28 protein-coding genes are annotated in these 26,926 nt (G+C 66.0%); 10 read left to right on the top strand and 18 right to left on the bottom strand.

Annotation, left to right across the window (positions count from 1 at the left end; translation table 11 throughout):
* Positions 1-7: 7 nt before the first annotated feature.
* The 10 genes from AVJ23_RS03905 to AVJ23_RS03860 form a co-directional block, all read right to left on the bottom strand.
* Positions 8-706 carry an FkbM family methyltransferase gene (locus AVJ23_RS03905; RefSeq protein ID WP_058860859.1) on the bottom strand — a complete coding sequence of 233 codons (699 nt, stop codon included), beginning with the start codon at positions 704-706 and terminating at the stop codon, positions 8-10.
* Between the two features lie 156 nt (positions 707-862).
* On the bottom strand, positions 863-1,480 hold the full coding sequence (locus AVJ23_RS03900) for a TetR/AcrR family transcriptional regulator (protein WP_058860858.1): 618 nt from the start codon (positions 1,478-1,480) through the stop codon (positions 863-865).
* 87 nt (positions 1,481-1,567) lie between these two features.
* Positions 1,568-2,437 carry a polyphosphate kinase 2 gene (gene ppk2, locus AVJ23_RS03895; protein WP_058860857.1) on the bottom strand — a complete coding sequence of 290 codons (870 nt, stop codon included), beginning with the start codon at positions 2,435-2,437 and terminating at the stop codon, positions 1,568-1,570.
* Between the two features lie 72 nt (positions 2,438-2,509).
* On the bottom strand, positions 2,510-3,484 hold the full coding sequence (locus AVJ23_RS03890; protein ID WP_058860856.1) for an alpha/beta fold hydrolase: 975 nt from the start codon (positions 3,482-3,484) through the stop codon (positions 2,510-2,512).
* Positions 3,485-3,518: 34 nt separating this feature from the next.
* On the bottom strand, positions 3,519-4,448 hold the full coding sequence (locus AVJ23_RS03885; protein WP_058860855.1) for a homoserine O-succinyltransferase: 930 nt from the start codon (positions 4,446-4,448) through the stop codon (positions 3,519-3,521).
* Between the two features lie 69 nt (positions 4,449-4,517).
* Positions 4,518-5,384 carry a hypothetical protein gene (locus AVJ23_RS03880; protein ID WP_058860854.1) on the bottom strand — a complete coding sequence of 289 codons (867 nt, stop codon included), beginning with the start codon at positions 5,382-5,384 and terminating at the stop codon, positions 4,518-4,520.
* A gap of 56 nt (positions 5,385-5,440) precedes the next feature.
* A complete protein-coding gene (locus tag AVJ23_RS03875; RefSeq protein ID WP_058860853.1) occupies positions 5,441-6,349 on the bottom strand; it encodes a DMT family transporter in 909 nt (302 codons plus the stop codon).
* A gap of 179 nt (positions 6,350-6,528) precedes the next feature.
* Positions 6,529-7,767, bottom strand: coding sequence for an outer membrane protein transport protein (locus tag AVJ23_RS03870; RefSeq protein WP_058860852.1), 1,239 nt, complete (start codon positions 7,765-7,767; stop codon positions 6,529-6,531).
* A 110-nt stretch (positions 7,768-7,877) separates the two neighbouring features.
* Complete coding sequence (locus AVJ23_RS03865; protein ID WP_058860851.1) at positions 7,878-8,753, bottom strand: DMT family transporter; 876 nt, start codon at positions 8,751-8,753, stop codon at positions 7,878-7,880.
* Between the two features lie 210 nt (positions 8,754-8,963).
* The gene (locus AVJ23_RS03860) at positions 8,964-9,500 is read right to left on the bottom strand and encodes a TetR/AcrR family transcriptional regulator (protein WP_157772607.1); all 537 of its coding nucleotides are present in this window, start codon (positions 9,498-9,500) and stop codon (positions 8,964-8,966) included.
* Positions 9,501-9,586: 86 nt separating this feature from the next.
* Between AVJ23_RS03860 and AVJ23_RS03855 the strand changes: the two genes are divergently transcribed.
* Entirely contained in the window at positions 9,587-9,979 is a 393-nt protein-coding gene (locus AVJ23_RS03855) for a hypothetical protein (RefSeq protein WP_058860849.1), read from the top strand.
* Positions 9,980-10,172: 193 nt separating this feature from the next.
* On the opposite strand, the gene AVJ23_RS22150 is transcribed toward AVJ23_RS03855, so the two are convergent.
* From AVJ23_RS22150 to AVJ23_RS22145, 6 genes are read right to left on the bottom strand one after another with little or no spacing between them, the layout of a single operon-like run.
* Positions 10,173-10,883: an SDR family NAD(P)-dependent oxidoreductase gene (locus AVJ23_RS22150; RefSeq protein ID WP_084794278.1), complete on the bottom strand. Its 711-nt coding sequence runs from the start codon at positions 10,881-10,883 to the stop codon at positions 10,173-10,175.
* 10 nt (positions 10,884-10,893) lie between these two features.
* On the bottom strand, positions 10,894-11,340 hold the full coding sequence (locus AVJ23_RS03850) for a DMT family transporter (RefSeq protein ID WP_058860848.1): 447 nt from the start codon (positions 11,338-11,340) through the stop codon (positions 10,894-10,896).
* Positions 11,341-11,370: 30 nt separating this feature from the next.
* On the bottom strand, positions 11,371-12,156 hold the full coding sequence (locus tag AVJ23_RS03845; protein ID WP_058860847.1) for an alpha/beta fold hydrolase: 786 nt from the start codon (positions 12,154-12,156) through the stop codon (positions 11,371-11,373).
* A gap of 23 nt (positions 12,157-12,179) precedes the next feature.
* Positions 12,180-12,893 (bottom strand): type 1 glutamine amidotransferase domain-containing protein, encoded by a 714-nt coding sequence (locus AVJ23_RS03840; protein WP_058860846.1) that lies wholly within the window; start codon positions 12,891-12,893, stop codon positions 12,180-12,182.
* A gap of 18 nt (positions 12,894-12,911) precedes the next feature.
* Positions 12,912-13,532, bottom strand: a complete 621-nt coding sequence (locus tag AVJ23_RS03835) for a glutathione S-transferase family protein (RefSeq protein WP_058860845.1) — start codon at positions 13,530-13,532, stop codon at positions 12,912-12,914.
* On the bottom strand, positions 13,532-14,146 hold the full coding sequence (locus tag AVJ23_RS22145) for an NADPH-dependent F420 reductase (protein WP_084794276.1): 615 nt from the start codon (positions 14,144-14,146) through the stop codon (positions 13,532-13,534). Before AVJ23_RS22145 ends, AVJ23_RS03835 begins: the two co-directional genes overlap by 1 nt.
* 72 nt (positions 14,147-14,218) lie before the next feature.
* On the opposite strand from AVJ23_RS22145, the gene AVJ23_RS03820 reads away from it, so the two are divergent.
* Positions 14,219-15,127, top strand: coding sequence for a LysR family transcriptional regulator (locus AVJ23_RS03820; RefSeq protein ID WP_058860842.1), 909 nt, complete (start codon positions 14,219-14,221; stop codon positions 15,125-15,127).
* Between the two features lie 338 nt (positions 15,128-15,465).
* Here the strand turns inward: AVJ23_RS03820 and AVJ23_RS03815 are convergent, their stop codons facing one another.
* Positions 15,466-15,780, bottom strand: a complete 315-nt coding sequence (locus tag AVJ23_RS03815; protein ID WP_058860841.1) for a DUF1476 domain-containing protein — start codon at positions 15,778-15,780, stop codon at positions 15,466-15,468.
* A gap of 180 nt (positions 15,781-15,960) precedes the next feature.
* On the opposite strand from AVJ23_RS03815, the gene purC reads away from it, so the two are divergent.
* From purC to AVJ23_RS03785, 6 genes are all read left to right on the top strand, one after another.
* Positions 15,961-16,722 (top strand): phosphoribosylaminoimidazolesuccinocarboxamide synthase, encoded by a 762-nt coding sequence (gene purC / locus AVJ23_RS03810; protein WP_058860840.1) that lies wholly within the window; start codon positions 15,961-15,963, stop codon positions 16,720-16,722.
* A 67-nt stretch (positions 16,723-16,789) separates the two neighbouring features.
* On the top strand, positions 16,790-18,181 hold the full coding sequence (locus tag AVJ23_RS03805; RefSeq protein ID WP_058860839.1) for a trypsin-like serine peptidase: 1,392 nt from the start codon (positions 16,790-16,792) through the stop codon (positions 18,179-18,181).
* 62 nt (positions 18,182-18,243) lie between these two features.
* Positions 18,244-18,738 (top strand): hypothetical protein, encoded by a 495-nt coding sequence (locus AVJ23_RS03800; protein ID WP_157772606.1) that lies wholly within the window; start codon positions 18,244-18,246, stop codon positions 18,736-18,738.
* A gap of 90 nt (positions 18,739-18,828) precedes the next feature.
* Entirely contained in the window at positions 18,829-20,820 is a 1,992-nt protein-coding gene (locus AVJ23_RS03795; RefSeq protein ID WP_058860837.1) for a right-handed parallel beta-helix repeat-containing protein, read from the top strand.
* Complete coding sequence (locus AVJ23_RS03790; protein WP_058860836.1) at positions 20,817-22,865, top strand: right-handed parallel beta-helix repeat-containing protein; 2,049 nt, start codon at positions 20,817-20,819, stop codon at positions 22,863-22,865. Before AVJ23_RS03795 ends, AVJ23_RS03790 begins: the two co-directional genes overlap by 4 nt.
* A 96-nt stretch (positions 22,866-22,961) precedes the next feature.
* Positions 22,962-25,157, top strand: a complete 2,196-nt coding sequence (locus AVJ23_RS03785) for a right-handed parallel beta-helix repeat-containing protein (RefSeq protein ID WP_058860835.1) — start codon at positions 22,962-22,964, stop codon at positions 25,155-25,157.
* 100 nt (positions 25,158-25,257) lie between these two features.
* On the opposite strand, the gene AVJ23_RS03780 is transcribed toward AVJ23_RS03785, so the two are convergent.
* Positions 25,258-25,440 carry a hypothetical protein gene (locus AVJ23_RS03780; protein ID WP_058860834.1) on the bottom strand — a complete coding sequence of 61 codons (183 nt, stop codon included), beginning with the start codon at positions 25,438-25,440 and terminating at the stop codon, positions 25,258-25,260.
* Between the two features lie 145 nt (positions 25,441-25,585).
* Here AVJ23_RS03780 and purS point away from each other — a divergent pair, with 145 nt between their 5' ends.
* Together purS and AVJ23_RS03770 are read left to right on the top strand one after the other, a co-directional pair.
* Complete coding sequence (gene purS / locus AVJ23_RS03775; RefSeq protein WP_058860833.1) at positions 25,586-25,816, top strand: phosphoribosylformylglycinamidine synthase subunit PurS; 231 nt, start codon at positions 25,586-25,588, stop codon at positions 25,814-25,816.
* Between the two features lie 25 nt (positions 25,817-25,841).
* Positions 25,842-26,885 carry an alcohol dehydrogenase catalytic domain-containing protein gene (locus AVJ23_RS03770; RefSeq protein ID WP_058860832.1) on the top strand — a complete coding sequence of 348 codons (1,044 nt, stop codon included), beginning with the start codon at positions 25,842-25,844 and terminating at the stop codon, positions 26,883-26,885.
* The last annotated feature ends 41 nt before the right edge of the window (positions 26,886-26,926 follow it).

The raw sequence follows: 26,926 nt of genomic DNA, 5'->3' as shown, positions 1-26,926 counted from the left end.
CGGCGACCTACATCCAGTCCATGTCGATCCGGGGATGGGTCAGCTGCCGGGCGCGGCGGCGCAGGGCACGCGACCGGGCGACCAAGTCGCGTGGCAGCTTGGTCTCGTGAGTCTCGACAAAGATATATCCGATGCGCGAGATCACCGGGTGGTCGAGAAGATGCTCAAGCAATGCGACCTCCCCGCCCTCGATGTCGATCTTGACGATGGCGATGTCGCTGTGCAGCCCGGAGAGAAACTCGGCAAAGTCGATCACGTCGACCATGGCGGCGGTCTCAGGGGTGACGTTGGATTTGTCCGCCAGCAACGTGGAGGACAGCGAGCCTTTGCGGGGATCGGTGTCGAACTTTGCCGAGCGATAGATCGGCATTTTGCCCGTTTCGACCCCAGCGGCGGCTTCAATCACCTCGATATTGTCGAAACCGGCCGTGTTTTCGCGGAGTTTCTGTGCCGTCCACGGGTCAGGCTCGAAGGCGTAGACGCGCCCCGCGTGTTTGGCCATTCGCGTGGCGAATACGCCCATGTTGGCACCTAGATCGATACATGTCTTGCCGCTGGCCTCGACGAGCGCGGCGTCGAACAGAGCGTTGACATCATCGCGGCGGCTGAGGCTGTGTTTGCGCAGGTAGCGCAGTCCGCGTCGCCCCGGCAGGTGGGACATCAAGTGGTAATAGGCCTGCTTGGCGGGGTTGGGGGTCGATTTCAAGTAAGTCACCTTTGCGCCTTGGGACGGAGGCCCATTGTCCCGATCCGGCCGGGGCACGCGACCCGCGTTCCCGTGTAATATGACTGTGGCACGAGCCGGTCAAGGCGCCGGGAGATGGAGGGCGTAAGCGCGTCGCGGCACGATCCGGCCCGAACCCTAGCCGTCCGCCGGCAACAGGCCCAGCCCGCGCAGGTAGACGCCGATGCCGCTTTCCAGCAGGTCCTCGGGCGGGAAGGGGGACTGGGTGCCGGGGGAGTTGCGGGCGAAGAGCTCGACCACGCCGTGGCTCATCGCCCAGATATGGGCCGAGAACATCGCCGGGGGCGGGCGCTTTTCGCGCGGGATGTGGCGCGACAGTTCCTCGGCCGCCTTCTCCAGAACGCCGCGCGCCCGGGCCGAGATGGCGGCCAGCTCGGGCGAGTGGTTCACGCTGACGCCGCTTTCGAACATCGCGATGTAATGGCCGGGATATTTCCGCGCAAAGGCAAGATAGGCCCGGCCCGTGGCCTCGAAGGCCGCCAGCGCCGAGGGCTGGCCCTTGTCATAGGCGAATTGCATGACGTCGGCGAAGATCTCGTAGCCCTGCCGGGCGGCCTCGGCGATCAGGTCCTCGCGCCCCGCGAAATGGCGGTAGACCGCCGCCGGCGTGACGCCGGCCTGCTTGGCCGCCTCGGACAGGGTGAAGCCGGTGGGGCCCTTCTCCTCGATCAGTTTCAGCGCTGCGTCGACCAGCGCCTGCCGGAGATTGCCGTGATGATAGCCGCGTTTGGGCATGCGCCCCTTTTCATGTTGCCGTGGTTAACATTGCAGATATGCGGCGCGGGCGGCGTTTGGAAAGGGTCGCTGCCGTCGCGGCAGCGCTCACGAGGTCCAGATCTCGGGCCCGCCAAGGATCTGGGGGTCGGCAATGCCGATCGCCTTGGGATCCTTGCGCGCGTAATCCAGATGGGTCAGCACGTGGCGGATCGCGGCCAGCCGGGCGCGTTTCTTGTCATCCGAGCGGATCACCGTCCAGGGTGCCGAGGGCGTGTGCGTGCGGGCCAGCGTCTCCTGGATGGCGGCGGAATAGGCGTCCCAATGCGACAGCCCCTCGACATCGATGCGGCTGAGCTTCCACTGCTTGAGCGGGTCGGCCTCGCGCGACAGGAAGCGGCGCAGCTGCTCGGCCCGGCCCACGTTCAGCCAGAACTTGAACAGGTGGATGCCCTCGTCCACCAGCATCTGCTCGAAATTCGGCGCCTGGGCAAAGAAATGCTCGCGCTCGGCATTGGAGCAGAAGCCGAACACGTGTTCGACCACGCCGCGATTATACCAGGAGCGGTCGAAGAACACGATCTCGCCGGCGGCGGGCAGGTGGTCGACATAGCGCTGGAAATACCATTGGGTGGCCTCGCGGTCCGAGGGCTTGGCCAGCGCCACCACGCGGGCCCCGCGCGGGTTGAGGTTCATGCGGAAGCGCTTGATCGTGCCGCCCTTGCCGGCGGCGTCGCGCCCCTCGAAGACCATGGCGATGCGGTGGCCCGACCGCTTGGCCCAAGCCTGCATCTTGACCAGCTCGATCTGCAGCCGGGCCATTTCCTTGTCATAGGCCTTGCGCTTCATCTCCTCGGAATAGGGATAGGCGGTGTCGAGGATGTCGTCGCGATCGGCGCGGCTGATCGCTTCGCGGACCGCCTTGGGCGCATCGGACTGGTGGTAGGAGCTGATGGCGCCGTCGAAGGGCAGGGTCATTGCGGGCCTCGTGTCTTGCCGTGACACGCACTATGGGACCCGAGGCCCGCAAAGGCAAACGGGGTAAGGCGCTTAGCGCAGCCCGGCGCGGCGTGCGGCGCGGTGGATCGCTTCCAGCGCGGCGCCGGGGCGGGCGTGGTGGGGCATGTGGCCCACATCCTCCAGCACGGTCAGCGCGGCATCGGGCAGAAGCGCGGCGGCGCCGCGGGAATGGATGTCCAGCCCGACGATCGTGTCGGCCGTGCCGTGCAGCAGCTCGACCGGCAGGTCCAGCGTGTCGTAGCGGGTCGACATCTGCTCCAGCGCCGGGCGCAGCACGTTGACCTGCCGCCCATTGGCGCGCAGCGTGGCGCGGCGCAGGGTCAGGCCGGGGCCCACATGGGCGAGATAGCCCTCGGGCACCGCTTGCGGGGCGAAGATGCGGCCCACCGTCTCGGCGGTGGACATCGGGTCGGTCAGCGCGGTCACCGCCGGCGGCACCAGCGCGCCGCCCAGCCGCGAGCCGATCAGCCGGTACTGCGCGTCGAGCCCGCCGGGCCAGGGCATGATCGCACCGGCGAGGCTGACCACGGCGGCCGCCTCGTGCTCCAGCGCCCAGGCCATGGCCACGGCGCCGCCGAAGGAATGGCCCACCACGACCGGGCGTTTCAGCCCGATCGCCTGCGCCGCACCGGCCAGCAGCGCGGCCTGGACCTGCGGGCTCTCGGCGCGCGGGTTGAAGGCGCCGCCATAGGCCTCGGAGGCGCGGCCTGTATAGCCCAGCCCGGGCCGGTCGAAGGCGGTCACGCGGTAATGCTGCGTCAGCGCATCCGTCAGACCGTAGGTGAAATCGCGCAGATTGCCGCCCGCGCCGTGCAACAGCACCACGTCGGGGCCGTCGCCGGCCTGCACGTAATGCACCCGCGTGCCGGCGATCTCGACGAACTGCCCCTTGGCCGGCCAGCGGTCTTCCGCCGCGCGCTCGGCCCGGCTGGCGCGCAGGTCCAGCGCGACCCCGCCCGAGGCCGGCGCCGCCACGGCCAGCCCGATCCCCAGATTGACAACCATCCGTCTCACCGTCTGCGCCGCGCCCGGGCGCGCCTCATGCCTGTTGCGTTCCGATCAAGGATAGGTCGAAGGGCGTGGTCTGGTAGATCTCGTTGATCCAGTTGCCGTAGAGCAGATGCGCATGGCTGCGCCAGCGGTTCTGCGGCGGCAGGCTGGGATCGTCGCCGGGATAATAGTTGGCGGGCACGTTGATCGGGGTGCCGGCCGCCACGTCGCGGTCGTATTCCTCTTTCAGCGTGCCGCTGTCATATTCGAGATGGTTGAAGATGTAGAGCGCGCGATGCGCCGGGTCCTCGACCAGGCAGGGACCGCTTTCGGCGCTGTCGATCAGGATCGGCAGGCCGGCGGCCTCGATCTCGTCGCGCTTGAGCTCGGTCCAGCGCGAGACGGGGATCACCATGTCATCCGAGAAGCCGCGCAAGTAGGGCGAGGCGGGCGCGAGGTTGCTGTGGCGCACCGCGCCGAAGGCCTTGTGCGGCAGGATGTGCTTGGCCACCCCATGGAAATGGTGGATCATCGCCATGCCGCCCCAGCAGACGCCGAAGGTGGAATGCACATGGGCCTGCGTCCAGTCGAAGACGCGGGTCAGCTCGTCCCAGTAGGTGACCTCTTCGAAAGGCAGGTGCTCGATCGGGGCGCCGGTGATGATCAGCCCGTCGAAGCGCTCGCCCGAGGCCTCGACTTCGGCGAAGGGCCGGTAGAAGGTCTCCATATGCGCGGCGGCGGTGTTGCGGGTCTGGTGCTCGGTCATGCGGATCAGGTGCAGCTCGATCTGCAGCGGTGTGGCCCCGATCAGCCGGGCGAATTGTGTCTCGGTCTGGATCTTCTTGGGCATCAGGTTGAGCAGCCCGATGCGCAGCGGGCGGATGTCCTGCCGGGCGGCCATCTCGTCGGACATGACCATGACGCCCTCGCGGGTGAGCACGTCGAAGGCGGGCAGGTCCGAGGGCAGCTTGATCGGCATTGAGGCGCTCCTGTCTGGCGAGGCCGCTAGATAGGCCAAGCGCGGGGCCGGTTCAAGCCGGGCGGCCGCCTATGCCGTGCGCGCGGCGATGGCCTCGGCGATCAGCGACGTGAAATCGGCCTCGCAGCGGATCTCGGCCATGTCCTCGGCCGCGACGCTGACGCCCCAGTTGCGCGCCATCGCCTCGTAGAGCGGCTGGCGATGGGCCAGCGCCTGCGCATAGGTCCAGCGGATGAAGGCATCGGGGTCGACCTCTGCCTCGGCCAGCCCGGTCTCGTCGAGGTAGCGCGCCCAGGCGGCGTGCAGGAAATCGGGCCGGTAGGCCATGGGCTTGGGCGCGCGGTCGAAGCGGCGGATCAGCTCGGCCGTGTGCGCCTCGGAGCCGCGGATCCAGACCATCAGCGCCACCGAGGAGAGCGCCGTCAGGATCGGATCCTCGGGGTCCTCGGGGTCGACCCATTCGCAGATGCTGCCGCCGGTGTCGCAGATGAAATGCGGGTAGCCGTACAGGTCTTCGGCGCGGGTGATGAAATATTCGGTATCCAGCAGCGCCTGCCGCTCGGCGCGTTCGAACTGGGCCTGCCGGCGGCGGTACTCCTCCATCGCAAGCCCGCCGCGCGCCGGATCGCCCGGCTTGCCGAGATAGGTCGAGACCGGGGTCAGGTTGTCGAAGGAGATATTGGAGCCGATATAGATCGAGTCGCTGCGCAGCAGGTCGCGCAGAAAGGGGTTCTTCATCGCCTCGCGCTTGGCATTGTCGGCGATGTACTCGCCCATGTAGCGGGTGCCGATGCGGTAGTCGATCGAGTAGTGGAACCACTCGGCCTCGGCGCGCAGCAGGGTCGAGACATGGGTCTTGCCCAGCCCCGACATGGCGAACAGGACCACGCGTTTGCGCGGCGCGGCGCGCCAGTCGGCAGCGGTCGGGTAGAGCATGGGCGGCGGTCCTTCGGCCAGGTCGGGGCATGGCTTACTGGCCGCGCGGGCCGGCGTCAAACCCGTTGCCGCCGCCGGCGCAGCAGCCGCCCGTCCAGCACCGCCAGCCCCAGTGCCAGCAGGGCAAAGCCGGCATAGGCCGAGGGGCTGAGATCCTCGCCGCGCACTGCCGCGCCGAGCCCGATGGCGGTGGGCGGGATCATCAGCGTGACCAGCATCACGTTGCCGGACCCGGCCATGGCCAGCACCCGGTAATAGAGCAGGTAGGCCAGCGCGGTGGCGATCCCGGCATAGTAGAGGATGCCGGCCCATGTGGCGGGGGCGAGATCCAGCCGCGGCACGCCTTCGGTCATCAGGGTGAGCGGCAGCATGACCAGCGTCGATCCGCTCAGCATGCCGGCCGCAGCCACCAGCGGCGGCAGCCCGCCCAGCCGGGCCCGGCCCCAGGCCCCGGCGCAGGCATAGGCGAAGGTGCCGGCGATCACGGCCAGCTGCGCCAGCGAGGTCACGTCGATGTCCAGGAGCGCCGCGGGGCCGATCGCGGTGACCACGCCGGCAAAGCCCAGGCCCACCCCGGCCGCCTTGCGCGCGGTCAGGCGCTCGTCCGCAAAGACAGCCGCCGCGACCAGCACGCCGAAGATCGCCGTGGTGGCGTTCAGGATCGAGGTCAGGCCGGTGGGGATGTGAAGCTGGCCCCAGGCCATCAGCGAGAAGGGGATGACATTGTTCAGGATCCCCATGGCCAGCAGCGCGGCCCAGATGCGCGCCTCGCGCGGCAGGGGCAGGCGCCGGGCCAGCACCACGGGCCAGAGGATCACGGCGGCGAGGCCGGTGCGGAACAGTACCGAGGTCAGCGGCCCGATCTCGTCGAGCGCGGTGCGGATCGCCAGGAAGGAACCGCCCCAGATCAGCGCCAGCAGGACCAGTTCGGCCCAGGCGCGCGGGGAAAGCGAGGTCTGTGTCATGGAAGTCCCCTAGCACCGCTCGGGCCGGGGGCGCGATCCGGAAATTGCGCATTGGCCGGGGCCGGGGGAAGGCCCTTCGAAGGGCCTTCCTGACGCGATTTGCAAATCGCGTGGTGAAGCGGTTTCCAAACCGCTTCTTCCAAGCCGCTTCGAAGCGGCTTGCGCGCCCGGTTCCGGCCTCAGAACTTCATGGTGAAGGACAGCCCGACCCCGATGGCGGAGTTGCCCGAGAACTCGGTCCCGCTGCTGTCGGTCGCGTCGCCCAGCGAGACATATTCGATCCCGCCGCGCATCTTGACCATGTCGGTCTCGACCTGACCACCCAGGGCAAGGCCCAGCCGTCCATCGGTGGGCGACAGGCGCGAGGTCACGCCGCCATGGCTCTTCTCGTAGCTCACCTGCGCAAAGCCCGAGACCTGGTCCGAGAATTGCCGTCCGACGCCCAGCCGCCAGGTCAGGATGTCGTCATTGTAGCCAGTGATCCGGTCGCCGGTGACGGATTCATATCCGGGCGGGCGCACCTCCCATTGCGACCACTCGGTCCATTTCACCCCGCCGAAGACCAGCGTGCCCGGGGCCACGCCGCTCTGCAGGTCGAGCGCCACGCTTTGCGGCATGGTGATCTCGGTCGTACCGGTGCCGTTCAGCCCCAGCGTCGGCAGCACCTCGCGCGTCTCGAACGCGTGCTCGATCGAACTCTCCCAGGTCAGGGCGGCGCGGAAGGCGATGTCGGGGATCTCGTAGGCAATGCCGGCCACATAGCCCATGTCGCCGCGCTTCTCGCCCGAGGCGGTGTAGTTCAGTCCCGGATCGCCCAGCGGGTTGGTGGCCGGGTTGACCGCGGCCCCCAGCGTCGCGGCGCGCGCACCCAGCGATGCGGCGGTGGCCAGATCGCCCGCGGCCGCGGCGGCGGCGGCATCGGCGGCCAGCTCGGTCGCGAAATCGCCCACCGCGGCGCGCACCAGAAGCTCCGGGATGGCGATGTCGGCCCGGCTCTCGACATAGCGCAGCCCGCCGAAGACCGAGACGCCGCCGCCGATCCGGTAGCGCAGCAGCGCCGCGCTCTGGGTGCTGTCCCACTCGGCGCGCAGCCCGGTATAGACCCCCTGCTGGTAGAGCGCATCGGCCCCGTAGGCGTCGTTGATGTAGATGCCCAGCGCCAGCCGGTCGGTCAGGTCGTTCTTGTAGGCCGCGCTCACCGTCGCATAGGTTTGCGACATGTTGCCGGTCTCGCCGCCGCCCAGCGCGGCGGGGTAGCTGCCCGAGACGCTGGGGTTCACCAGCGTCGTGGAAAAGCTCAGCTGCGCGCCGTCCTGGAAGAGCAGCCCGTAATCATTGGCCGCGCGATCGATCCCGCCGGCGGCGGATGCGCCGGCGCTGGCGGCCAGGAAGGCGGCCGCCGTCAAGTTCTTCTGCATATGTCCCTCGTCCCTGAGTGTCGGGATGTCTCCTGTCCCGCAAGGTAGAGAGGCTGTCACAAAAGCGTCAATTTTGACGGGACGTCAGCTTGACCCGATCCGACGCGACGTCAACCTGCCGGGGCCGGGCGGCGGCGCGTCTCGTACCAGATATTGGCGTAGTTCGCGGCGAAGATGATCAGCGCACCAAGGAAGACGAACGGGTCCAGCGCCTCGGCATAAAGCAGCATGCCCACGATGGCGATCACCGGCAGGCGCGCGAAATCGATCGGCATGACGATGGTGGCCGGCGCCAGCGACAGCGCCGTGGTCAGGCAGAAATGCGCCACCAGCCCGGCAAAGGCGATGACCACGACCCAGGGCCAGCTGGCAGGCTCGGGCAGCGCGATGGCCCCGTCGATCCCGGCGCAGACAAGGCCGAACACCGCCTGCATCACGGTCAGCCAGAACAGGATCGAGGTGATCTTCTCCGTCCGGGTCAGCAGCCGGGTGAACACGGCCGAGCCGGCAAAGCCGATCGCCGCCAGCGCCGCGGTCAGCTGGCCGAACTGCACCGTCTCGGGCGAGGGGCGGGTGACCACGAGAATGCCGATGAAGCCCACCGCCGCGGCCAGCACCCGGTTGGGCGTCAGCTTCTCGCCCAGGATCACGACGCTCATCGCCATGGCCCAGAAGGGCAGGGTGAATTCCAGCGCGAAGACCTGCGCCAGCGGGATCGCGGTGATCGAGAAGAACCACAGGTTCTGGCCGGCGAAATGGAACAGGTTGCGCACCGCGTGCAGGCGCAGCTTGTTGGCCGAGATATGGCGCCGCGTGCCCGCCAGGCTGGCCACCGAGAGCACGATCACGATGCCGATCAGCGAGCGGTAGAGCATGATCTCGAACGTGTCGAGATCGAGGCTCACCGCCCGCCCCGCCACCGCCATGGTGGTGAAGGAGGCAATCGCCCCGGTCATCCACAAACAGGCCTTGAGCGTGTCGTTCATCGCATCTCCCTCCCGTCACACGCCGCATCTGTTCACCTTGGAGGGGAAAGGGCAAGGGGTGGGGGTGTGAGGGTCTCGCGGGCAGTGGACGGCCCTTAGCTGCCATTGAATACATCACGTTGGTGCTGCAATTGCATCCCGTATTTCGGACATTCGCGGACCACATAGATTAGTTCAGAAATAGCGCTCGATACACTTAGCAAGGCGGATTCAGTACTCTGATCGACCGTCGGTGTCACAGAGCATGTCGACAAGACGCTCTTGCCCGACCGCATCCATAACGAGACAGCCTTCGATAATAGTAAGAGCCTTAGCCGCACCAGCTGCCCCCTCCGGGTGTCGGACTGAGAGCCAGTTTAAATAAAGGTCTATGATGGCACGACCAGCCTTAAGGTGCGCGTCGTTGCCCTGCGCAGCTGCAGCAATAATTTCCAGCCAAACACGGGTATAGGGTTGAAACGCTTTTGATCGCATCTGTTCCATTACCCGCGCGATCAGTGCACCCTCCGTCTCGAGTCGCTCTGCCGGCAAAGCCGCATCCAACCCAACCTCCATGCGCGCTGCGAGATGCTCAAGCAGAGAAACTATCAACGCGTCCTTGCTACCGAAGTGGTAGATAAGCATCCGGTCTGAGGTTCCTGCTGCCGCTGCCATTGGGCGAAGGCTCGCGTTGTTCAGCCCATACTCCAAGACATGATCCGCAAGATCGGACAGCAGTGCCTGTTTGTTCATTTTCTGCCGTGCCATGCTCTTCTTGTAGCACTTGCTACAAATTTGCATAGTGTAGCGACCGCTTCATTTATCGAAGTCCAAACACGAAAAGGTTGAATGTCATGACACTGCTGCAAATCCTGCCCGTTCTCGCCTATGCCGGGTGCGTCGGAACCATCCTGCTGATCGCCCAGGAGAAGACAGTGTCCGCACTCATGCGGTGGGTGGTTCCCGCGGTTCTGGGTGCCGTCTTTCTGGCATTTTCGCTTTATCAGGTTTCGCAAGACGGTCTGATCCAGTTCTGGATCAACCACACCACGGACCTGACCGGGAACCAGGTATGGTTTGATTTGATCATGGCGGTCACGATTGGATTTTATCTGCTGGCGCCGCGTGCCCGGGCTGTCGGGATGCCGCTTATGCCATGGGGTATCGCTGTCTTCTTGACCGCCTGCATTGCCCTGTTGCCAATGTTGGCACGGGTCCTTTGGTTGGAGAACAAGGCAAGGGCATAGTCGCCCGCGGCCCAGACCTGCTGTTCCGTCCCTGGCCGAATGCCGCTGTGCAGCTTCTCCAGACCGGCCATTCGTCCATCGCGCAGCATTTTCAGATGATGAAGGTCGACAGTGCGGACAAAGTGCTCGTTCGCTGCGGCTGAACGAATGACCGCAAACAAGACATGCACTATCGACTTCGTATTTCTGGTGGCTACCAAGGATGGATTGATCCATCAGTGTTTAGGAATTTGCCGTTGGCCGCAGACAGTTTGCCACCTCTCCACAATGCAAACACGGCCCGCGCGACCTCCGTCGGCGTGCGTTCCGCATTGGATCCACCCATGTCGGTACGCATCCAGCCGGGGTTGAGGGCTACGGCAGACTTGTTGGTATCAGAGAACTCAAGCGCAACTGCCCGCGTGAACATATTCAGCAAGGCTTTTGACCCGGCATAACCATAGTGCCCACCGCTTGTCTTTCCGCCGATTGAGCCAAGCCAGGAAGAGATGTTGAGCGCGACGGCATCATCGGTCAGGTTTGGCAATAGCCGAGAGATCAGCGTCATAGGAGCCAATGCATTGATCCAAAGGCTTTCGGCGACATTTGAAGCGTCAAAATGTTCGATTCTGAATGTCGACTGAAAGTAGTTGGGATCGTCTTTCCGGTCTTTGGGGTTGAAGCCTGCGTTGTTGATCAGAAGGTCGATCTCCAGCCCGTCGGCGAGTATCTCAGAGCAAACTTGGGCAATGCTTTTCTTCTTGCTGAGGTCCAACGCGTAAGGTCGATCGACATGATCAGCCTTGAGCGTCGACGCATCTCGCGCGGTTCCGACAACCCTGTAGCCTAAATCATGCGCCTCTTTTGCAAACGCCGCACCCAGCCCTCGGTTCGCGCCTGTTATCAATACCGTTTTCTGCGACATTGCTTTCTCCTCAGTACATTTTGATCGTCGCAATGCCCGCAATCATCAAAGCAAGCCCCGCCAAGCGACCGGCATTCAGCGAATGTTGTGCGTTGCCGAATGCACCGAGATGGTCCAGCACCAGCGCGGTCATGATTTGGCCGACCAGAATGAGGCCGGTTGTCAGCCCGACGCCAAGTTTTGGCGTCAGCACGACAATCGCAACGACATAGCCTGTTGCGATCGCCCCGCCGAGCCAGACGGTTGTCGGTGCCGCCACCAACTCGCTCGCGGTCGGCAAGGTCGGCCGGGTTGCGGCAACGATCATTGTCAGAACCAGCGCCCCCACCAAGAACACGATCAGGCTTGCGGTGAAGGCGTTGCGCGTCACGCCGCCCAACTGAGCGTTAAAGGCCAGTTGAAGCGGAACCAGGGCCCCGGTCACAAGCGCTGCCAGCATGAGCGGCCATTGTGCCATTCGTTTTCCTTCTCCTTCAAGGCGGGGGCGTTATGCGCCACCCGCCATTTCCAAGATCGCCGCGACCAACGCGTCAACCTGAGTGGTCTGGGGTGCATGGCCTGCGTTGATGTCGATGACCCGCTCGATCCCGGCGCGTTCGATCATTCGCGTTTGCAGCGGCGTCGAAACGGCCTGATCTTGAAGGGTCCGAATGTACGCCTGAGGCACGGACCCGAACGCGTCGTCGGTCAACGTCACCGGCGTTGCAATAGGCGCGAGGGGTTCCCGGATCAGCCCGGCAACAATCGCCGCGCGCTCATCTTCGGTGCCTTGGTTTGCAAAGATCGCCGCGCGGTCGCGTTGCAGAACTTCGGCATAGGAATAGTCCGGCGCAATGACGAAGCTTTCCTCGGTGAAGCTGTTGTTGCTGTCGCTTAACGCGAGCGCTTCCATGCTCTCCCCGCTTTCCGGGACGTAGGCCGCGACATAGATAAGCTGAGAGACGTCCAAGGGCGCGGCTTCGGCGGCGGCAGAGATCGTCATTCCGCCAAAGCTGTGACCGACCAGAACCACGGGCCCCTCGGCCATTGCTATGGCTTCCAGCGTTGTCGCCACGTAGTCGTCGAGGGTAACCGCTTGCGCAGCAGCGCCCTCGGCATTGCGTCCCGGCAAATCCACCAAAGTGACGTCATGACCCTGCGCTTTGAGCGCAGTTTCGACATCTGCCCAGTCGGCAGCGGATTGGAAGGCCCCGTGGACGATGACGATGTTTTCAGCCGCAGCCGGACCCGCCAGAACGGCGGACGCAACTGCGAGGGGTTTGAGAATATTCATCCTGTTTCTCCTGTGTGCGTAGGTTAAGACCCCAGCGCTGCGTTGACTTCGCGGGCGGCAGCGGCAGCAGAGACCTGCTGCTGGCCCGTGATCAGGGTCCCGTCGCGGATCGCGAACTCCTCGAGCGGGCCGCCAACCTCAAAGGACGTGTCCGCGATCTTGCGCGCCTCGGTTTCGATCCAGAACGGCTGAATTTTCATGCCCACAGCGTTCTCGGCATATTCCTCTTCGGAATTTGCGAACCCCGTCCAGCGCTTGCCTTTCACCAAAAGGTCGCCATTGGACAGCTTGGTTTTCAACAATACGCAAGTGCCATGACAGACCGCTGCCGTGACCTTGCCCGCCTCGTAGAAATCCGCGACCGCCTTGTGGGTTTTGGCATCGTCGATCATCGTGACCATCGGGCCCTGCCCGCCCACCACGAAGATCGCGTCGAAATCCGCCGTGTTGAGGTCAGCCAAAGCGGGCGTGTTCTGCAAGAGCGCCATTTTTGCGGGGTCCTGTTTGAACGCGAGCGATATCGTGTCCTCGACAGAATATCCGCTGTCGTCTTCGGGGTCGGAGTAGCCGTCGGCAAGAATTTCGCCGCCATCGGGCGACACGATTGTCACGTCGTGGCCCGCGTCTTTGAAGACGTCGTAGGCGTGGCTCAACTCGGCCCACCAAAAGCCGATGGGCCACCCAGTCACAGGTGAGACCGCCGGATTGGAGGCCAGCATCAAGATATGTTTCGTCATGGGTGTTCCTTTCTGGGTTCAGCCAAGTGTCGGGGGTGTGGTGTCGGCCCAAGCAGGCAAGGCTTCGATACCCGCCAGCCAACGCGCGACGTTCGGAAAGTCGGAAAACGGGAAGTTCGCGTTCTTCGCGTGGGTGAAATCACCGGCGACGGCAAAATCCGCGACGGTCAGGCGACCGCCCACCAGGTGATCCTTGCCAACCAGCGCATCATCCAGCACCTTCAGCAAGACGCGCAGCTTGGCCAGCGCCGCGTCGCGTTTGGCCGCATCCGCGTCCAGGCCACGGACGCGCTTGAAGTAGTTCTCGACATGCAAGGGGACGACGACCGGTGACAGCTCGACCGACTGCCACGTCATCCATTGGGTGATGTGGCCCCATTCCTGCGCCGATTGCCCCAGCAGGTCATTCGGCGATTGCGCAGCAAGGTAGATAAGAACGGCATTCGCTTCCCAGACGGAATAGTCACCGTCCTTGATCGCAGGCACTTGGCCCATCGGGTTGATCGCCAAAAAGCTGTCGGCCTTGTGGTCTTTGTCCTGCATCGACAGGGCGATTTCTTCGACCTCGACACCGAGATGGCGGGCGAGAGCGCGGGCCTTGCGCGCGTTATGAGACATGGGCCAGTGATAGAGTTCCATTACGTGTCCTTTGATTTTGTGTGAGACAGTGCGAAGCCGAAGGTGCGCCCCAGCGGTCCCTTGAGGGCGGACCAGATCCAGATCATCGCCAGCGACTCTAGGTGCCGCGCATTCGACAGCGGCCCGCCGTCGACGGCCTCAAATCCGGCGTCGGTCGCAAGGCTGAGCGCGATGTTTTTCGCCGCCGCGTCGTCACCAGCGGCGAACATCACCGGTGTGCCGGACAGTTTGCCAGCGTCGTCGATGAACTCCGCCCCGATCTGATTGAAGCACTTCACGACATGGGCGTCTGGCAAGCGGGCTTGCAGGGCTTCTGCGGCAGAGCGCGGGCCTTCATGGACCAGATCAAGCTTGCCGTTTCGCATGCCCACAGGGTTCGTCGCGTCAATCACAGGCTTGCCTGCGACGTGATCTGCAATCGCTTGGCAGACCTCTGCTTCGACGCCCCACGGCGTTGCCAGAACAAGCACGTCTGACCAAAGTGCGACGGCGCCGATTGGGGCCTCCGATGGGTCAGAGGCAGCCCGGACACCCAGCCGAACGTCATGGTGGCCTGCAAAACTTTTGGCCAGCGCCGATGCGACGCTGCCCCGTCCGATGATTCCAATCTTCATATCGTCGCTCCTTGCCTTGCCATGGCGCAGGACATATGGATCGGAACAGTGTGATAAAACTGAAAACGGTTCATGTCAGAATACAATGAGAATAAAATCAGAAGGCTGGACCTTACCGTCCTATTGATTTTTCTGGCGCTCATGCGCACCCGCAAAGCCTCTGACGTCGCGGGCGAATTGGGGCTCACGAACTCTTCGATCAGCCATACGCTGCGCCGGTTGCGCGAGGTCTTTGAGGATGAGTTGTTTCTGCGTCGCCCGCACGGCTTGGAACCCACGGCCTTCGCAGTTCAGATTGAACCCAGCATCCGTGCCGCCGTGGATGCCATTCAGTCGGCCCTATCTGGACCCACAAAGTTCAATCCCGCCATGGCAGAGATCACCCTGCGGGTATCCGCGTCTGACCGAGAGATTGCCACGCTCTTGCCGAGGGCAATGGCGAACATACGCCATGACGCGCCGGGCATTCGCCTTTCTGTTCGGTCGCTGACCAGATCAGACAGCCTGCGCGCTTTGGCAGACGGAACGCTCGACCTGGCATTGGGCTACTTTGCGGGTGTGGGCGACGAATTTGACGCCCGCCTTATTCGCAAAGAAGGCTATCTGGTCGCAGCAAGGCGGGGGCATGCCATATTCGATGCGCCCCTGACGCCGGAGGCCTATGCCGCCGAGGGGCATATCCTCGTCTCAAGCGACGGATCGATGCGGGGCGTTGTGGATACCACGCTCGAACAGCAGGGGCTGAAGCGGCAGGTCTGCCTTGCCATTCCATCGTTTCTGCCGGCGCTGTCTGTTCTGGCAAACAGCGACTTCATTGGCACCTTGCCCACAAACCTCGTGCGCCATCATGCAAGTTATTTCGGCCTGGACTACCGCGAACCACCGATCACCATACGGCCGTTCGATATCTCAATCCTCAGTCACAAACGACACAGCAAGAGCGCAGTACATCGCTGGGTGATTGAGCGATTGGTAATGTAGCTGAACGATGTGTGTCGAACCCCTTTGGGCGAAATAGAACAGGCTCCCTGTTTTCTGCAAAATGAGGCCCCAAGAGGCGCTCGAAGCGGCGTAATCGAGTTGGAAGCGGACGTTCATTTGAATCGCAGAATTGGTCAAGTTGGGCTCGAAGCAGCCATGCGGCGGTGCAGAACAAGCCTCGACCTTGGTCCGCTCCGAATGTCGGCTTACACCTTTTGCGGGTGATCGGATCGCCGCCGCAGCGAATGGCGGCTCCCCGCCGAATTTGCTCCATCCACCAACCAAAAAAGCCCCCCGCAGCGCTCTGCGGGGGGCTTTGAACCGTATATACCGGGGCCTCAGGCTTCCTTGACGATCTGGCCCTTGGCCACGACCAGCAGTTCGGCCATCTTGGCGCGGATCTGCTCGGGGGAGGACTTGTCGCCCAGGTCGCCGGCGACCTTGCGGACCACGTCCTCGTGGCCGGCCTCCTCGAAATCGGCCTTGATGACCTCGCGCGCGTAGGCCTCGGCCTCTTCGCCCGACTTGCCCAGAAGCTCGGCCGCCCAGAGGCCCAGCAGCTTGTTGCAGCGGGCCTGCGCGCGGAACTTCATGTCCTCGTCATGGGCGAACTTGTTCTCGAACGCGCTTTCGCGGTCGTCAAAGGTGGTCATGTCTCGGGCTCCCTCGGGAAATGATCTCTCCGATCCGGATATGCCGCCCCGGCGCCCGTTGCGCAAGGGGATGCGGTGCCGCAGCCGGGGCGCTTGGCGCGCTTGCAGCGCCGGCGGGCTTGCTCTATGTCTGCGCCACCCGCGCTTCGGCGCGGTTTCGTTGTTTGGGAAAGGGCCCCGATGGCACGGCGCAAGAAGATCTACGAAGGCAAGGCCAAGATCCTGTACGAAGGCCCCGAGCCGGGCACCATCGTGCAGTATTTCAAGGATGACGCCACCGCCTTCAACGCCGAGAAGAAGGACGTCATCGAGGGCAAGGGCGTGCTGAACAACCGCCTGTCCGAGTTCTTCATGACCGGGCTGAACGGGATCGGCGTGCCGACCCATTTCCTCAAGCGGCTGAACATGCGCGAGCAGCTGGTGCGCGCCTGCGAGATCGTGCCGCTGGAGGTGATCGTGCGCAACTATGCCGCCGGCTCCATGTCCAAGCGGCTGGGCATCGAGGAGGGCACGCCGCTGCCCCGGCCCATCGTGGAATACTGCTACAAGGACGACAAGCTGGGCGATCCGCTGGTCACCGAGGAGCATATCGCCGCCTTCGGCTGGGCCAGCCAGCAGGACATGGACGACATCGTGGCGCTGGCGCTGCGGGTCAACGACTACATGTCGGGGTTGATGTTCGGCGTGGGCATCCGGCTGGTCGATTTCAAGATCGAGATCGGCCGCGTCTTCGAGGGCGATTTCCAGCGCCTGATCGTGGCCGACGAGATCTCGCCCGACAGCATGCGGCTGTGGGATCTCGAGACGGGCCAGAAGCTGGACAAGGACGTGTTCCGCCACGATCTCGGCAACCTGTCGGACGCCTATACCGAGGTGGCGCGCCGGCTGGGCGTGATGCCCAAGCAGGCCACCCACATGGCCAAGCCCAAGCTGATCAACTGATCGGGCGGCTTCCCTGCGCGGGCAAAACCTGACATCTTCCGGCTCGGTCAGAGCCGGAGGGTCCAGAGTGTCACGTTTCCTGTCGTTTTGTCTTGCAACCTGCCTTGCCGGCGCGGGGGCCGCCCAGCAGGTCGAGTTCGACCCGGCCGATTTCGGCCAGATCGTCCTGGCGCCGCGGCAATCCGCGGGCGCGGGCGGGCTGGTGCTGGAACAGGCCTTCGGTGACTACCAGAACGAGCCGATCCTGACCTATGGTGAGACCAGCCTGCCGCGGCAGCTGGGCCGGCCCGTGGGGCGGCTGGACATGCTCTATGCCAGTGGCAAGACCGGTGTCTGCACCGCCTTCATCGTGGATGAGAACCACATCCTGACCAACTTTCACTGCGTGCCCGGGCTGGACGGGGGCGGCGTGCAGGCGGCGCAGTTCGTGGCGGGCTATGTCGACGGCGCCCATGGGCGCGGCGCCGAGACCTTCCAGGTCTCGGTCCAGCCGGTCGAGTCCAGCCAGCCGCTGGACTATGCGGTGTTGCGGGTCTTCGGCGATCCCGCGTCCCGCTTCGGCACGGTCGAGATCGCGGCCGACGCCCCGGCAAATGGCGAGGTGCTTTGGATCATCGGCCACCCGCAGGGACAGGCCCAGCATATCAGCCGCGAGGGCTGTGCCGCCGATGACCCGGCGGTCTCGCCGCAGGGCAAGCTGGTGCACAGCTGCGACACGCTGGGCGGCAATTCGGGGTCACCCGTCTTTCGCGTCACCGATCGCAAGGTGATCGGGCTGCATCACGCGGGCGACAACCGGACGGGCTACAATTTCGCCATCCCGATGGCAGCGATCCTGGCCGAGAGCCGGGTTCTGAAAGCGGCCGCCCCGGTGGATCCGGCGCCGGCGGGTCAGTGCGACATGCTGTGGCAGGCCGCCGAGGCGCATGGCTGCGAGGGTTTTCGCGCCTTCATCGAGACCTGCGCCGACCACCCGCTGGCCGCGATCGGCCAGAAACAGGCGCGCACGCTGTGCGCGGCGCAAGAGGCTGAGGCGCTGTCGGCCCTGCAGGATGCGGCGGTGGAGCTGTCCATGCAACTGCTCGAAGCGCGCGAGGCGGCCGAGCTGCACCTGCTGGACCTGCAGACCTATCGCGAGGTCGCCCGACTGGCGCTGGACGAGGCCAGTGCCGACGGCGCGCGCGAGATCTGGCAAGGCTATTTGCGCTTTCTCGAAGGTCCGCTGGCGCAGCGCGAGGCGGCCTTTGCCGGGTTGCAGGATGCCGATCTCGCGCAGGTCGCGCTGGAGACAGAGGTCTGGGAGCTGACCGATCCCGCCGCCGGGCCGGCCATTCTTGCCCGGATGCAGGACAATGTCGCCGCGGCGGACAAGGTGGCTTTCGAGACGCGCGGACTGGCGCGCATTGCCAAGGACAAGCTGGACCGCGCCGAGGCCGACACATGGGCCTGGCCCGACTGAGGGGCCGGCTGATTCCGCCGTGCGGGTTTACGGGGCGGCGTCTGCCAGCCTAGGCTGGGACGGTGTCCTGTCAGGAGTTCCCAGACAGCCTGCAGCGCGACGGGCTGAAATATGTCACGGCCTCTTACAGTGACGACGCGTTGCGCCCTGGCATCAACCTGACTGGTGACGACCTGCCGGGCTTGGACTATGCCACCCGCGTGACGATCACCAATGCCACGGGCGGCAGCTTCTACCCGCTGCGCCACGGCAAGGTGCTGACTTGGTCAGAGGAATGGGACTGGGACGATGAGCCCGACATTGAAGACACCTACCGGATGCGGGTCGAACAGCGCTGCTGCACGGTGTTGCACAACACGCCTTCGGACCGGCATCTGGTTTGGGAGATCGACTACAGCTTCGAGAGCGAAGACCATGTGAGCGAGGCGACGCTGCTCTTCGATCCCTCTCTGGGGTGGAGCCTGCGCATGCGGCAGGAGCAGACGATCCGGGATGGCGACACGACGGATCGCACGGTCTATTACGAGCGCTTCAGCAATATCCGTCCAAGGGAGTGAGCCTGCCGGGGCGCGGTTGGCGGTATTCCGGACTTGGCGGATCGGGGCGGGGGGCGTAGGCTCGGATCACGCTTGAGCCGAGATATTTCCATGTCGATACGCCTTCGCCCCGTCCTTTCCGCGTTTGCGGCCCTTGCGCTGGTCGCCGGGTCCGCCCTGGCCCAGCCGGCCGAATTTCCCGCCTCGGATTTCGGCAAGATCGTCGTCTCGCCGCGCCAGTCCACCTCGGGCTTCCAGTTCGAGCAGGCCATCGGGTCCTACCAGAACGAGCCCATCGCGAATTACGGCGAGAACAGCCCGCTGCGCCAGCTGGGCCGGCCGATCGGGCGGCTCGACCTGCTGCTGGAGAACGGCAAGACCGGGTTCTGCACCGCCTTCATCGTCGACGAGAAACACCTGCTGACCAATCACCACTGCATCCCCGGCAATTCCGGCGTCCGGGTGCAGGCGGCGCAGTTCGTCGCGGGCTATGTCACGCCGGGGCGCGAGACGGGGGCCGAGCGCTACTCGGTCAACCTGAACCCTGTCGAGTCGGACGAGGCGCTGGATTATGCTGTGGTGCAGGTCTTCGGCGATCCGTCCGCGCGCTACGGGCGGATGGAGCTGGACGGCTCCGATCTGGGCGCGGCCGAGCTTCTGTGGATCATCGGCCACCCGATGGGCCAGTCGCAGCATATCAGCCGCGAGGGCTGTGCCGCCAGCGACCCGGCGGTCTCGGACGAGGGCAAGCTGGTCCATACCTGCGACACGCTCAGCGGCAATTCCGGCTCGCCGGTGATCCGCGTGACCGACCAGCGGGTGGTGGCGCTGCACCATGCGGGCGACAGCCGGCTGGGGGTGAATTTCGCCATCCCCATGGCGCGAATCCTGAAGCGCAGCCGCGTGCTGCAGGCCGCCGCCACGCCGCCCGAGCCCGAAGAGAGGACGCCGGCGCCGGTGGCCGATGCCTGCCGCGTGCTCTGGACCGAGGCCAAGGAGATGGGCTGCGACGGGTTCTCGGTCTTCCTCGAAAGCTGCGGCGGCCACGCGCTGGCGCCGCTGGCCCAGCGGCTGAGCGACCGGCAATGCGCCGCGCCCGAGCCCGAGACCCCGGTGGACCGTGCCAAGGGCGGCGAGACGCTGCCTGAGCGGCCCGAACCCACGGGCGGCAACGTGATCCGCGTGGCGCAGGACAATAGCGGCGACGTGATCGACCTGGTCTCGGCCGTGCGCGAGGTGCCCGAGGGCGGTTATATCCTGATCGAACCCGGCACCTACGATGTCGGCGTGCGCGGGTTGGGCATCTCCAAGCCATTGACCCTGCGCGCCCTCGATCCCGCCACGACCGAGATCCGCGGCGCCGGCAGTGCCGTGCTGCGCTGGCAGGCCGAGGGCGGACGGATCGAGGGGCTGACCATCCGCCAGACCGGCGAGAAGGGCGTTGCTGTCTACCAGGATGCCGGCCAGCTGACCATCTGGCAGAGCCGGCTGGTCTCGGGCACCGAGGCGGCGGTCTTTGCCCGCTACGAGGCGGAGCTTTTCCTCGAGAGCAATGTTTTCGAGGGCGGCGACCAGGGCCTGCTGGTCACCGGCGAGGATGCCAGGGTCGAGATGCGCGGCAACAGTTTCCGCGACCATGACCGCGCCATCGCGCTGTCGGATTATGCCACCGCGGTGATCCGCGACAACGAGGTCAGCAAGGCCACAACCACCGGGCTGGAGGTCTGGCAGGGCGCGACGCTGACGCTGGAGGACAGCCGCTTCGAGGACATCAAGATCGCGCTGCTGCTCAGCGACCGGGGCCGTGGCACCGTCACGCAGACCGAATTCACGGATGGCGCGCATGCCATCATCGCGCAGGACGGGGGCAGCGTGACGGTGCGCAATTCGGAGATGGTGCGCCCCAGCGTCTCGGCCATCCGGGTGGAATCGGGCGGCCATGTGGACCTGTCCAAGTCGATCCTGCGCCATGGCCGGATCGGGGTCTGGGTGCGCGAGGCGGGCACCGGCGCCTTCGAGGGCAACGACCTGCGCTTCAACGACAGCGCCTTCCGCATCGAGGACGGCGCCGGGAAGTTCACCCGCCGCGACAACATGGAATGAGCCGCCTTCCGGCCTCCCTGGCGCGCGCCCTGGCCGTGCTGCTGCTGGGCGCGGCCTCTGGCTCGGCGCAGGAGCCCATCGCCTTCCTGCCCGAGGATTTCGGCAAGATCGTCGTGACGCCGCGCCAGTCGCTGGGCGGGATCGAGTTCGAGCAGGCGATCGGCTCCTACCAGAACGAGCCGGTCAGCGATTACGGCGAGAACAGCGCGCCGCGCCGCATCGGCCGCGCCGTGGGCCGTCTGGACCTGCTCTACAACAACGGCAAGACCGGGTTCTGCACGGCCTTCGTGCTGGATGACAAACACCTGATGACGAACCATCACTGCGTGCCGGGCATCGACACGGGCGGGGTCAAGGCGGCGCAGTTCGTGGCCGGCTATGTCGAGCAGGGGCGCGAGGCGGGGGCCGAGCGCTTTACCGTCGATCCATCGGTGGTCGCCTCGGATGTCGGGCTCGATTTCGCGGTGCTGCGCGTCTTCGGCCGGCCCGCCGATCGGTTCGGCACGCTGGAGCTGGTGAAGGACGCGCCCGAGGATGGCGAGCTCTACTGGATCATCGGCCATCCGATGGGGCAGGCCCAGCATATCAGCCGCGAGGGCTGTGCCGCCAGCCTGCCGGCGGTCTCGGATGCGGGCAAGCTGGTCCATACCTGCGACACGCTGGGTGGCAATTCCGGCTCGCCGGTGATCCGGGTCTCGGACCGGCGGGTGGTCGGGCTGCACCATGCGGGCGACAGCCGCTCTGGCGTGAATTTCGCGATCCCCATGTCGCAGATCATGGCGCGCAGCCCCGTCGTCGCGGCCTTCGCCCCCGAGGACAGCGCCGCGCCGGGCGATACCTGCACCGCGCTGTGGAACGAGGCGCGCGAGCTGGGCTGCGACGGCTATGCCGTGTTCCTCGACCAATGCGCCGACCACCTGTTCACGCCGCTGGCTCAGGGGCTGATGACGCGGGCCTGCACGGCGCAACCGGTGATCGACACGCCCGACACCGCGCGCGAGGGCGCGCCCCCGGACGGCACCGTGCCCGAGGGGCCGGGCGGCACGGGCGCGCCCGATGGCGCCGCACCGGGTGCGGCGGACAAGGCGGTCGACCCCGCCCTGATCCGGCTGGCCGCCGATGGCAGCGGCGACCTGCCGGATCTCGCGCAGGCCGTGGCGGCCGCCGCGCCGGGCGGGCGGATCGAGCTGGGCGCGGGGCTCTACACTCTGGGCGCTGAGGAACTGGTGGTGGACAAGCCGCTGACCCTGACCGGCCCGGGCGAGGGGGCCGTGGCCGAGATCCGCGGCGCTGCCCCGGTGCTGATCCGCTGGACCGCCAAGGGCGGCAGCCTCGAGAAGCTGCGCCTCGTCCAGAGCGGCGGGAAACGCGTCGCCGTGGTGCTGGCGGGCGGCAGCCTGCGTGTCTCGCAAAGCGACCTGACCAGTGAAGAGGACAGCGCCATCGTGGTCACGGATGGCGGCGCGCTGGAGCTGCGCGACAACCGCTTCAACGATGGCCATACGGGCGTCTTCGTCACTGATGAAGGCAGCAGCGCGGTGATCCGCAACAACATCTTCCTGCGCAATGCCCGCGCGGCGGTGGGTGTCTCCAACGCGGCGCGGGCCCAGATCACCGGCAACCTGATCAATGCCGCCGCGCATACCGGGATCGAGGTGTCGCGCCGGGCCGAGGCCGAGATCGCCGACAACCGCATCCGCCAGTCCGGTGTCGCGGCCATCGCGCTGCGCATCGGTGCGCGCGCCGCGATCCAGCGCAACACGATCCGAGCGGGCACCACCGGCATCCTCGTCACCGCCGAGGCGCGGGCCGAGATGCTGCGCAACCTCGTCACCGGGCAGAGCGGCGCGGCGCTCTGGGTCGAGGATGACGGCCATGTCGAGGCGACCGCCAATTCGCTGACCGACAATGACGGGGCGGGGATCTTCGTGACCGCGGCCGGCGGCGTGTTCACCGGCAACGACCTGCGCGGCAACCGGGCCGGGCCCTTCCTCGTGCTGGGCGGTGCAGGAGATGTCGTGCGCCGCGACAACACGGTGCAGTAGCAGGCGCATCACGCCCCCGGGCAGGGTATTCTTTACTTGGCGAAGTCACGTGCCACGCGGTACCCTGAGAGCATTCATGCCAACGGGGATATTCAGATGCGCCTTCTTCTACCAGCACTCGCCGCTGCTGCCAGCCTGGGCCTTGGTGCCGGGCAGCTGGCGGCGCAGGCTCCCGCGGAATTCGATCCGAACGATTTCGGCAAGATCCTCATTCAACCGCGCCAGTCGGCCACGGCCGGGGGCATCGTCTTCGAACAGGCCTTCGGCGATTACCAGAACGAGCCGATCATCACCTATGGCGAGAACAGCCCGATCGTGAAGCTGGGCCGTCCGATCGGCCGGCTGGACATGCTGTTCACCAATGGCAAGACCGGGTTCTGCACTGCATTCATCGTGGATGACCAGCACATCCTGACCAACCATCACTGCATCCCGGGCATGGATGGCGATCCCACCGGCCGTGTCAGCGGCGTGCAGGCGGCGCAGTTCGTGGCGGGCTTCATCCAGCCGGGCCGCTCGGACGGGGTGGACCGCTACACCGTCAGCCCGCAGATCGTCGAGACCAACCGCGAGCTGGACTACACCGTGCTGCGCGTCTTCGGAAACCCCTCGACCAAGTACGGCAAGCTGGAGCTGGCCGAGGCCGACCCGGAGGATTCCGAGTTCCTGTGGATCATCGGCCACCCGCAGGGCCAGGCCATGCATATCAGCCGCGAGGGCTGTGCCGCCGCCGCGCCCGCCATCTCGGGCGAGGGCAAGCTGGTCCATACCTGCGACACGCTGGGCGGCAATTCCGGCTCGCCGGTGATCCGCCTGTCGGACAAGCGCGTGGTGGGCCTGCACCATGCCGGCGACAGCCGCTCGGGCTTCAACATGGCGATCCCGATGACACGGATCCTGCCGCAGAGCCGCGTGCTGAAGGCCGCGGCCACCATCCAGCAGCAGCCGCCCATCACCCGGCAGCCCGTCACCCAGCAGCCGCCCGTCACGAACACCCAGCCGGTCGATCCCCAGCCGCCGCGCGTGGCCACCGTGACCCCGCGCAACAGCTGCTCGGCGCTCTGGACCGAGGCCAAGTCGCTGGGCTGCGCGGGCTACGAGGCCTACCTGGACGAATGCGGCACGCATACCTTCGCCTCGATGGCGCGGCGCGTGATCGAACGCGAATGCACCGCCCCCGTGGTCGACAATACCACGCCCCGGATCGACAGCACCGCCATCACGGTCAGCGCCTCGGGCGGGGGCACCTATCGCAGCCTTGCCGAGGCGGTGGCCAATGCCGCGCCCGAGGCGGTGATCGAGGTCTATCCCGGCACCTACACGCAGGGCATCACCGTGGACAAGCCGCTGACCATCATCGGCAAGGGCCCGCGCGAGCAGATCGTGCTGGACGTGAGCGGCGACAACGCGATCCGCTGGACCGCCCCCTCGGGCCGGGTGGCGAACCTGACCATCCGGCAGGGCGGCGGGCGCTTCTTTGCCATGCATATCGCCGGCGGCTCGGTCACGCTGGAGGACAGCGACCTGTCTTCGCAGGGGCTGGCCGCGGTGGCGATCCGCGCCAACAAGGGCGCCACGATCCGCCGCAACGTGGTGCATGACGGCGCGCAGGGCGGGATCTTCCTGTTCGAGAACGGCCGCGCGGTGATCGAGGACAACGAGATCTTCGGCAATGCCATGGCCGGGATCGAGATCAAGGAGGGCGCGGCCCCCATCGTGCGCGGCAACACGGTGCGCGACGGCGGCGGCTCGGGCATCTTCCTGAACACCGACGGCACCGGCCGGATCGAGAACAACACGATCTTCAACAACACGCTGGCCGGCATCCAGGTCACCGGGGCCAATGATCCGCTGATCACCGGCAACGTGATCCGCAACGGCCGGCAGGTGGGGCTGATGGTGACGGAAAATGCCACCGCCCGGATCGAGAACAACACGATCTTTGCCAACACCTATGCCGGGCTCGAGATCAAGTCGCGCGCCAACCCGGTGGTCTGGAACAACGAGTTCCGCGACGGCCAGCAATCGGCGATCTACATCCATGACAACGGCCGCGGCGTGATCGAGAACAACGAGATCCATCACAACGCCTTCTACGGGCTGTCGCTGAAGGAGAACGCCCAGCCCATCGTGCGGGACAACGTGATCCACGACAATTCCTACGAGGCGATCCGCATCCGCGAGGGCGCCGGCGGCACCTTCGAGAACAATGACCTGTCGGGCAATGCGGCGGGCGCGTTCCGGATCGAATCCGATGCCGGCAACGTCATCCGGCGCGGCAACAAGGAATAGGCGGCACGCTATGATGATCGGACCGCGCGGGGGGATCTCGCGCGGTCTGTCGTTTGGTCGAGGGAGCCGGTCCGGTCAGGGGAGCATCAGGGGCAGCGGTTCAGGGGCGCATGATCCGGGTGGGCATCTTCTCGGCCTGCGCCCAGTCGGGCCAGAGCCCCAGCGCCTCGAGCCCCGCGGCGGCCAGCACGATCAGCACCACGGCGCCCACCACCATGGCCTTTTTCGGCGAGGGCGGGTTCCGCGCGATCAGCGCCAGCCGTATCAACCAATGTCCGAACACTGCCAAGCCTCCTGTCGCGTCGCCCTGCCAACCTAGCCATCCGGCGCGCCGTCATCCAGTGGAAGGCCCGTTTCGGCCTTTCGGCTTGCATTTCCGCCCGGCATGTCGTTCCAAGCGGGGCAGGGCAAGACAAGAGGGATCCGGCATGAAGGTGCGCGTTTTTGTGATGCTGAAGGACGGTGTGCTCGACCCGCAGGGCGAGGCCGTGCGCCACGCGCTGGGTGCGCTGGGCTTTGACGGGGTCGAGGGGGTGCGGCAGGGCAAGGTGATCGAGCTGGACCTGGCCGAGGGCACGACGACCGAGACGGTGACCGAGATGTGCGAGAAGCTGCTCGCCAACACGGTGATCGAAAGCTACCGGATCGAGGGGCTCTGAGCCCCGGTCTCGAAAGGGGCGTGGCATGAAGGCAGCGGTTCTGCAGGAATGGCGCGGCGCGCTGGCGATCGAGACGGTCGCCGACCCGACCTGTCCGCCCGATGGCGTGGTGCTGCGCGTGCTGGCCTGCGGCATCTGCCGCTCGGACTGGCATGTCTGGACCGGCGCCGACCCGGACGTCGCATTGCCGCATGTGCCCGGCCACGAGTTCTGCGGCGAGGTGGTCGCCGTCGGTGCGCGGGTGACGCGCTGGGCGGTGGGCGATCGGGTGATCGCGCCCTTCATCCTGGCCTGCGGATCCTGCCCGGATTGCGCCGCGGGGCACCAGACGATCTGTGCCAACCAGCAATTGCCGGGCTTCACCATCCCCGGCGCCTTTGCCGAATACGTGGCCGTCCCGCACGGGGACGAGAACCTGGCCGCGCTGCCCGAGGCGATCTCTCCCGAGCTGGCCGCCGCCTTCGGCTGCCGCGTGACCACCGCCTGGCAGGCGCTGACCGGGCGCGCGGGCCTGCGTGCCGGCGAATGGCTGGCCGTGTTCGGTTGTGGCGGGGTAGGGCTGTCGGCCATGCTGCTGGGCCGGGCGCTGGGCGCGCGAGTCGTCGTGGTCGACGTGGTGGCCGACAAGCTGGCCCATGCCGCGGCGCTGGGCGCCGATGCCACGGTCGATGCACGCACGGGCGATGCCGCCGGGCAGGTGCGCGCGATCACCGGCGGCGGGGCGCATGTGGCGCTCGAGGCGCTGGGCCTGCCCGCCACGACCGAGGCCGCGCTGCGCGCCTGCCGCAAGCTGGGCCGCATGGTCCAGATCGGCATGCCGGCGGGCGATCACGCGCGCATGGAGCTGCCCTGGGACGTGGTCTATTCCGGCCAGCTGGCGGTCTACGGCACGCGCGGCATGCCGGCGCATCGCTATCCGGGGCTTTTCAATCTGGTCGCGGGCGGGCATATCGACCTCAGCCCGCTGATCGCGCGGCATGTCGCCCTGTCGCAGGCCACGGCCGAGCTGGCCCTGTTCGACGGCCCGGCCCCGCCGGGTGTCGCCGTGATCACCGATTTCACCGCCTGAGCCCCGTATCGGGCCCGACAAGACTGCCAGAGGACCTGCCC

Source organism: Pseudoponticoccus marisrubri (assembly GCF_001482405.1).
Lineage (GTDB): Bacteria > Pseudomonadota > Alphaproteobacteria > Rhodobacterales > Rhodobacteraceae > Pseudoponticoccus > Pseudoponticoccus marisrubri.
Note: the sequence above shows the minus strand (reverse complement) of the source record. Positions and strands in the feature narration are given on the sequence as shown.

Bases quoted from the DNA above. Each gene is read 5' to 3' on its own strand.
- AVJ23_RS03815 (WP_058860841.1), bottom strand. From the start codon at position 15,780: ATGACCACCTTTGACGACCGCGAAAGCGCGTTCGAGAACAAGTTCGCC.
- AVJ23_RS03870 (WP_058860852.1), bottom strand. From the start codon at position 7,767: ATGCAGAAGAACTTGACGGCGGCCGCCTTCCTGGCCGCCAGCGCCGGC.
- AVJ23_RS03855 (WP_058860849.1), top strand. From the start codon at position 9,587: ATGACACTGCTGCAAATCCTGCCCGTTCTCGCCTATGCCGGGTGCGTC.
- AVJ23_RS03840 (WP_058860846.1), bottom strand. From the start codon at position 12,893: ATGACGAAACATATCTTGATGCTGGCCTCCAATCCGGCGGTCTCACCT.
- AVJ23_RS03865 (WP_058860851.1), bottom strand. From the start codon at position 8,753: ATGAACGACACGCTCAAGGCCTGTTTGTGGATGACCGGGGCGATTGCC.
- AVJ23_RS03790 (WP_058860836.1), top strand. From the start codon at position 20,817: ATGAGCCGCCTTCCGGCCTCCCTGGCGCGCGCCCTGGCCGTGCTGCTG.
- AVJ23_RS03845 (WP_058860847.1), bottom strand. From the start codon at position 12,156: ATGAATATTCTCAAACCCCTCGCAGTTGCGTCCGCCGTTCTGGCGGGT.
- AVJ23_RS03900 (WP_058860858.1), bottom strand. From the start codon at position 1,480: ATGCCCAAACGCGGCTATCATCACGGCAATCTCCGGCAGGCGCTGGTC.
- AVJ23_RS03820 (WP_058860842.1), top strand. From the start codon at position 14,219: ATGTCAGAATACAATGAGAATAAAATCAGAAGGCTGGACCTTACCGTC.
- AVJ23_RS03835 (WP_058860845.1), bottom strand. From the start codon at position 13,532: ATGGAACTCTATCACTGGCCCATGTCTCATAACGCGCGCAAGGCCCGC.
- purC (WP_058860840.1), top strand. From the start codon at position 15,961: ATGGCACGGCGCAAGAAGATCTACGAAGGCAAGGCCAAGATCCTGTAC.
- AVJ23_RS22145 (WP_084794276.1), bottom strand. From the start codon at position 14,146: ATGAAGATTGGAATCATCGGACGGGGCAGCGTCGCATCGGCGCTGGCC.
- purS (WP_058860833.1), top strand. From the start codon at position 25,586: ATGAAGGTGCGCGTTTTTGTGATGCTGAAGGACGGTGTGCTCGACCCG.
- AVJ23_RS03885 (WP_058860855.1), bottom strand. From the start codon at position 4,448: ATGCCGATCAAGCTGCCCTCGGACCTGCCCGCCTTCGACGTGCTCACC.
- AVJ23_RS03795 (WP_058860837.1), top strand. From the start codon at position 18,829: ATGTCGATACGCCTTCGCCCCGTCCTTTCCGCGTTTGCGGCCCTTGCG.
- AVJ23_RS22150 (WP_084794278.1), bottom strand. From the start codon at position 10,883: ATGTCGCAGAAAACGGTATTGATAACAGGCGCGAACCGAGGGCTGGGT.
- ppk2 (WP_058860857.1), bottom strand. From the start codon at position 2,437: ATGACCCTGCCCTTCGACGGCGCCATCAGCTCCTACCACCAGTCCGAT.
- AVJ23_RS03850 (WP_058860848.1), bottom strand. From the start codon at position 11,340: ATGGCACAATGGCCGCTCATGCTGGCAGCGCTTGTGACCGGGGCCCTG.
- AVJ23_RS03785 (WP_058860835.1), top strand. From the start codon at position 22,962: ATGCGCCTTCTTCTACCAGCACTCGCCGCTGCTGCCAGCCTGGGCCTT.
- AVJ23_RS03890 (WP_058860856.1), bottom strand. From the start codon at position 3,484: ATGGTTGTCAATCTGGGGATCGGGCTGGCCGTGGCGGCGCCGGCCTCG.
- AVJ23_RS03770 (WP_058860832.1), top strand. From the start codon at position 25,842: ATGAAGGCAGCGGTTCTGCAGGAATGGCGCGGCGCGCTGGCGATCGAG.
- AVJ23_RS03875 (WP_058860853.1), bottom strand. From the start codon at position 6,349: ATGACACAGACCTCGCTTTCCCCGCGCGCCTGGGCCGAACTGGTCCTG.
- AVJ23_RS03860 (WP_157772607.1), bottom strand. From the start codon at position 9,500: ATGGCACGGCAGAAAATGAACAAACAGGCACTGCTGTCCGATCTTGCG.
- AVJ23_RS03880 (WP_058860854.1), bottom strand. From the start codon at position 5,384: ATGCTCTACCCGACCGCTGCCGACTGGCGCGCCGCGCCGCGCAAACGC.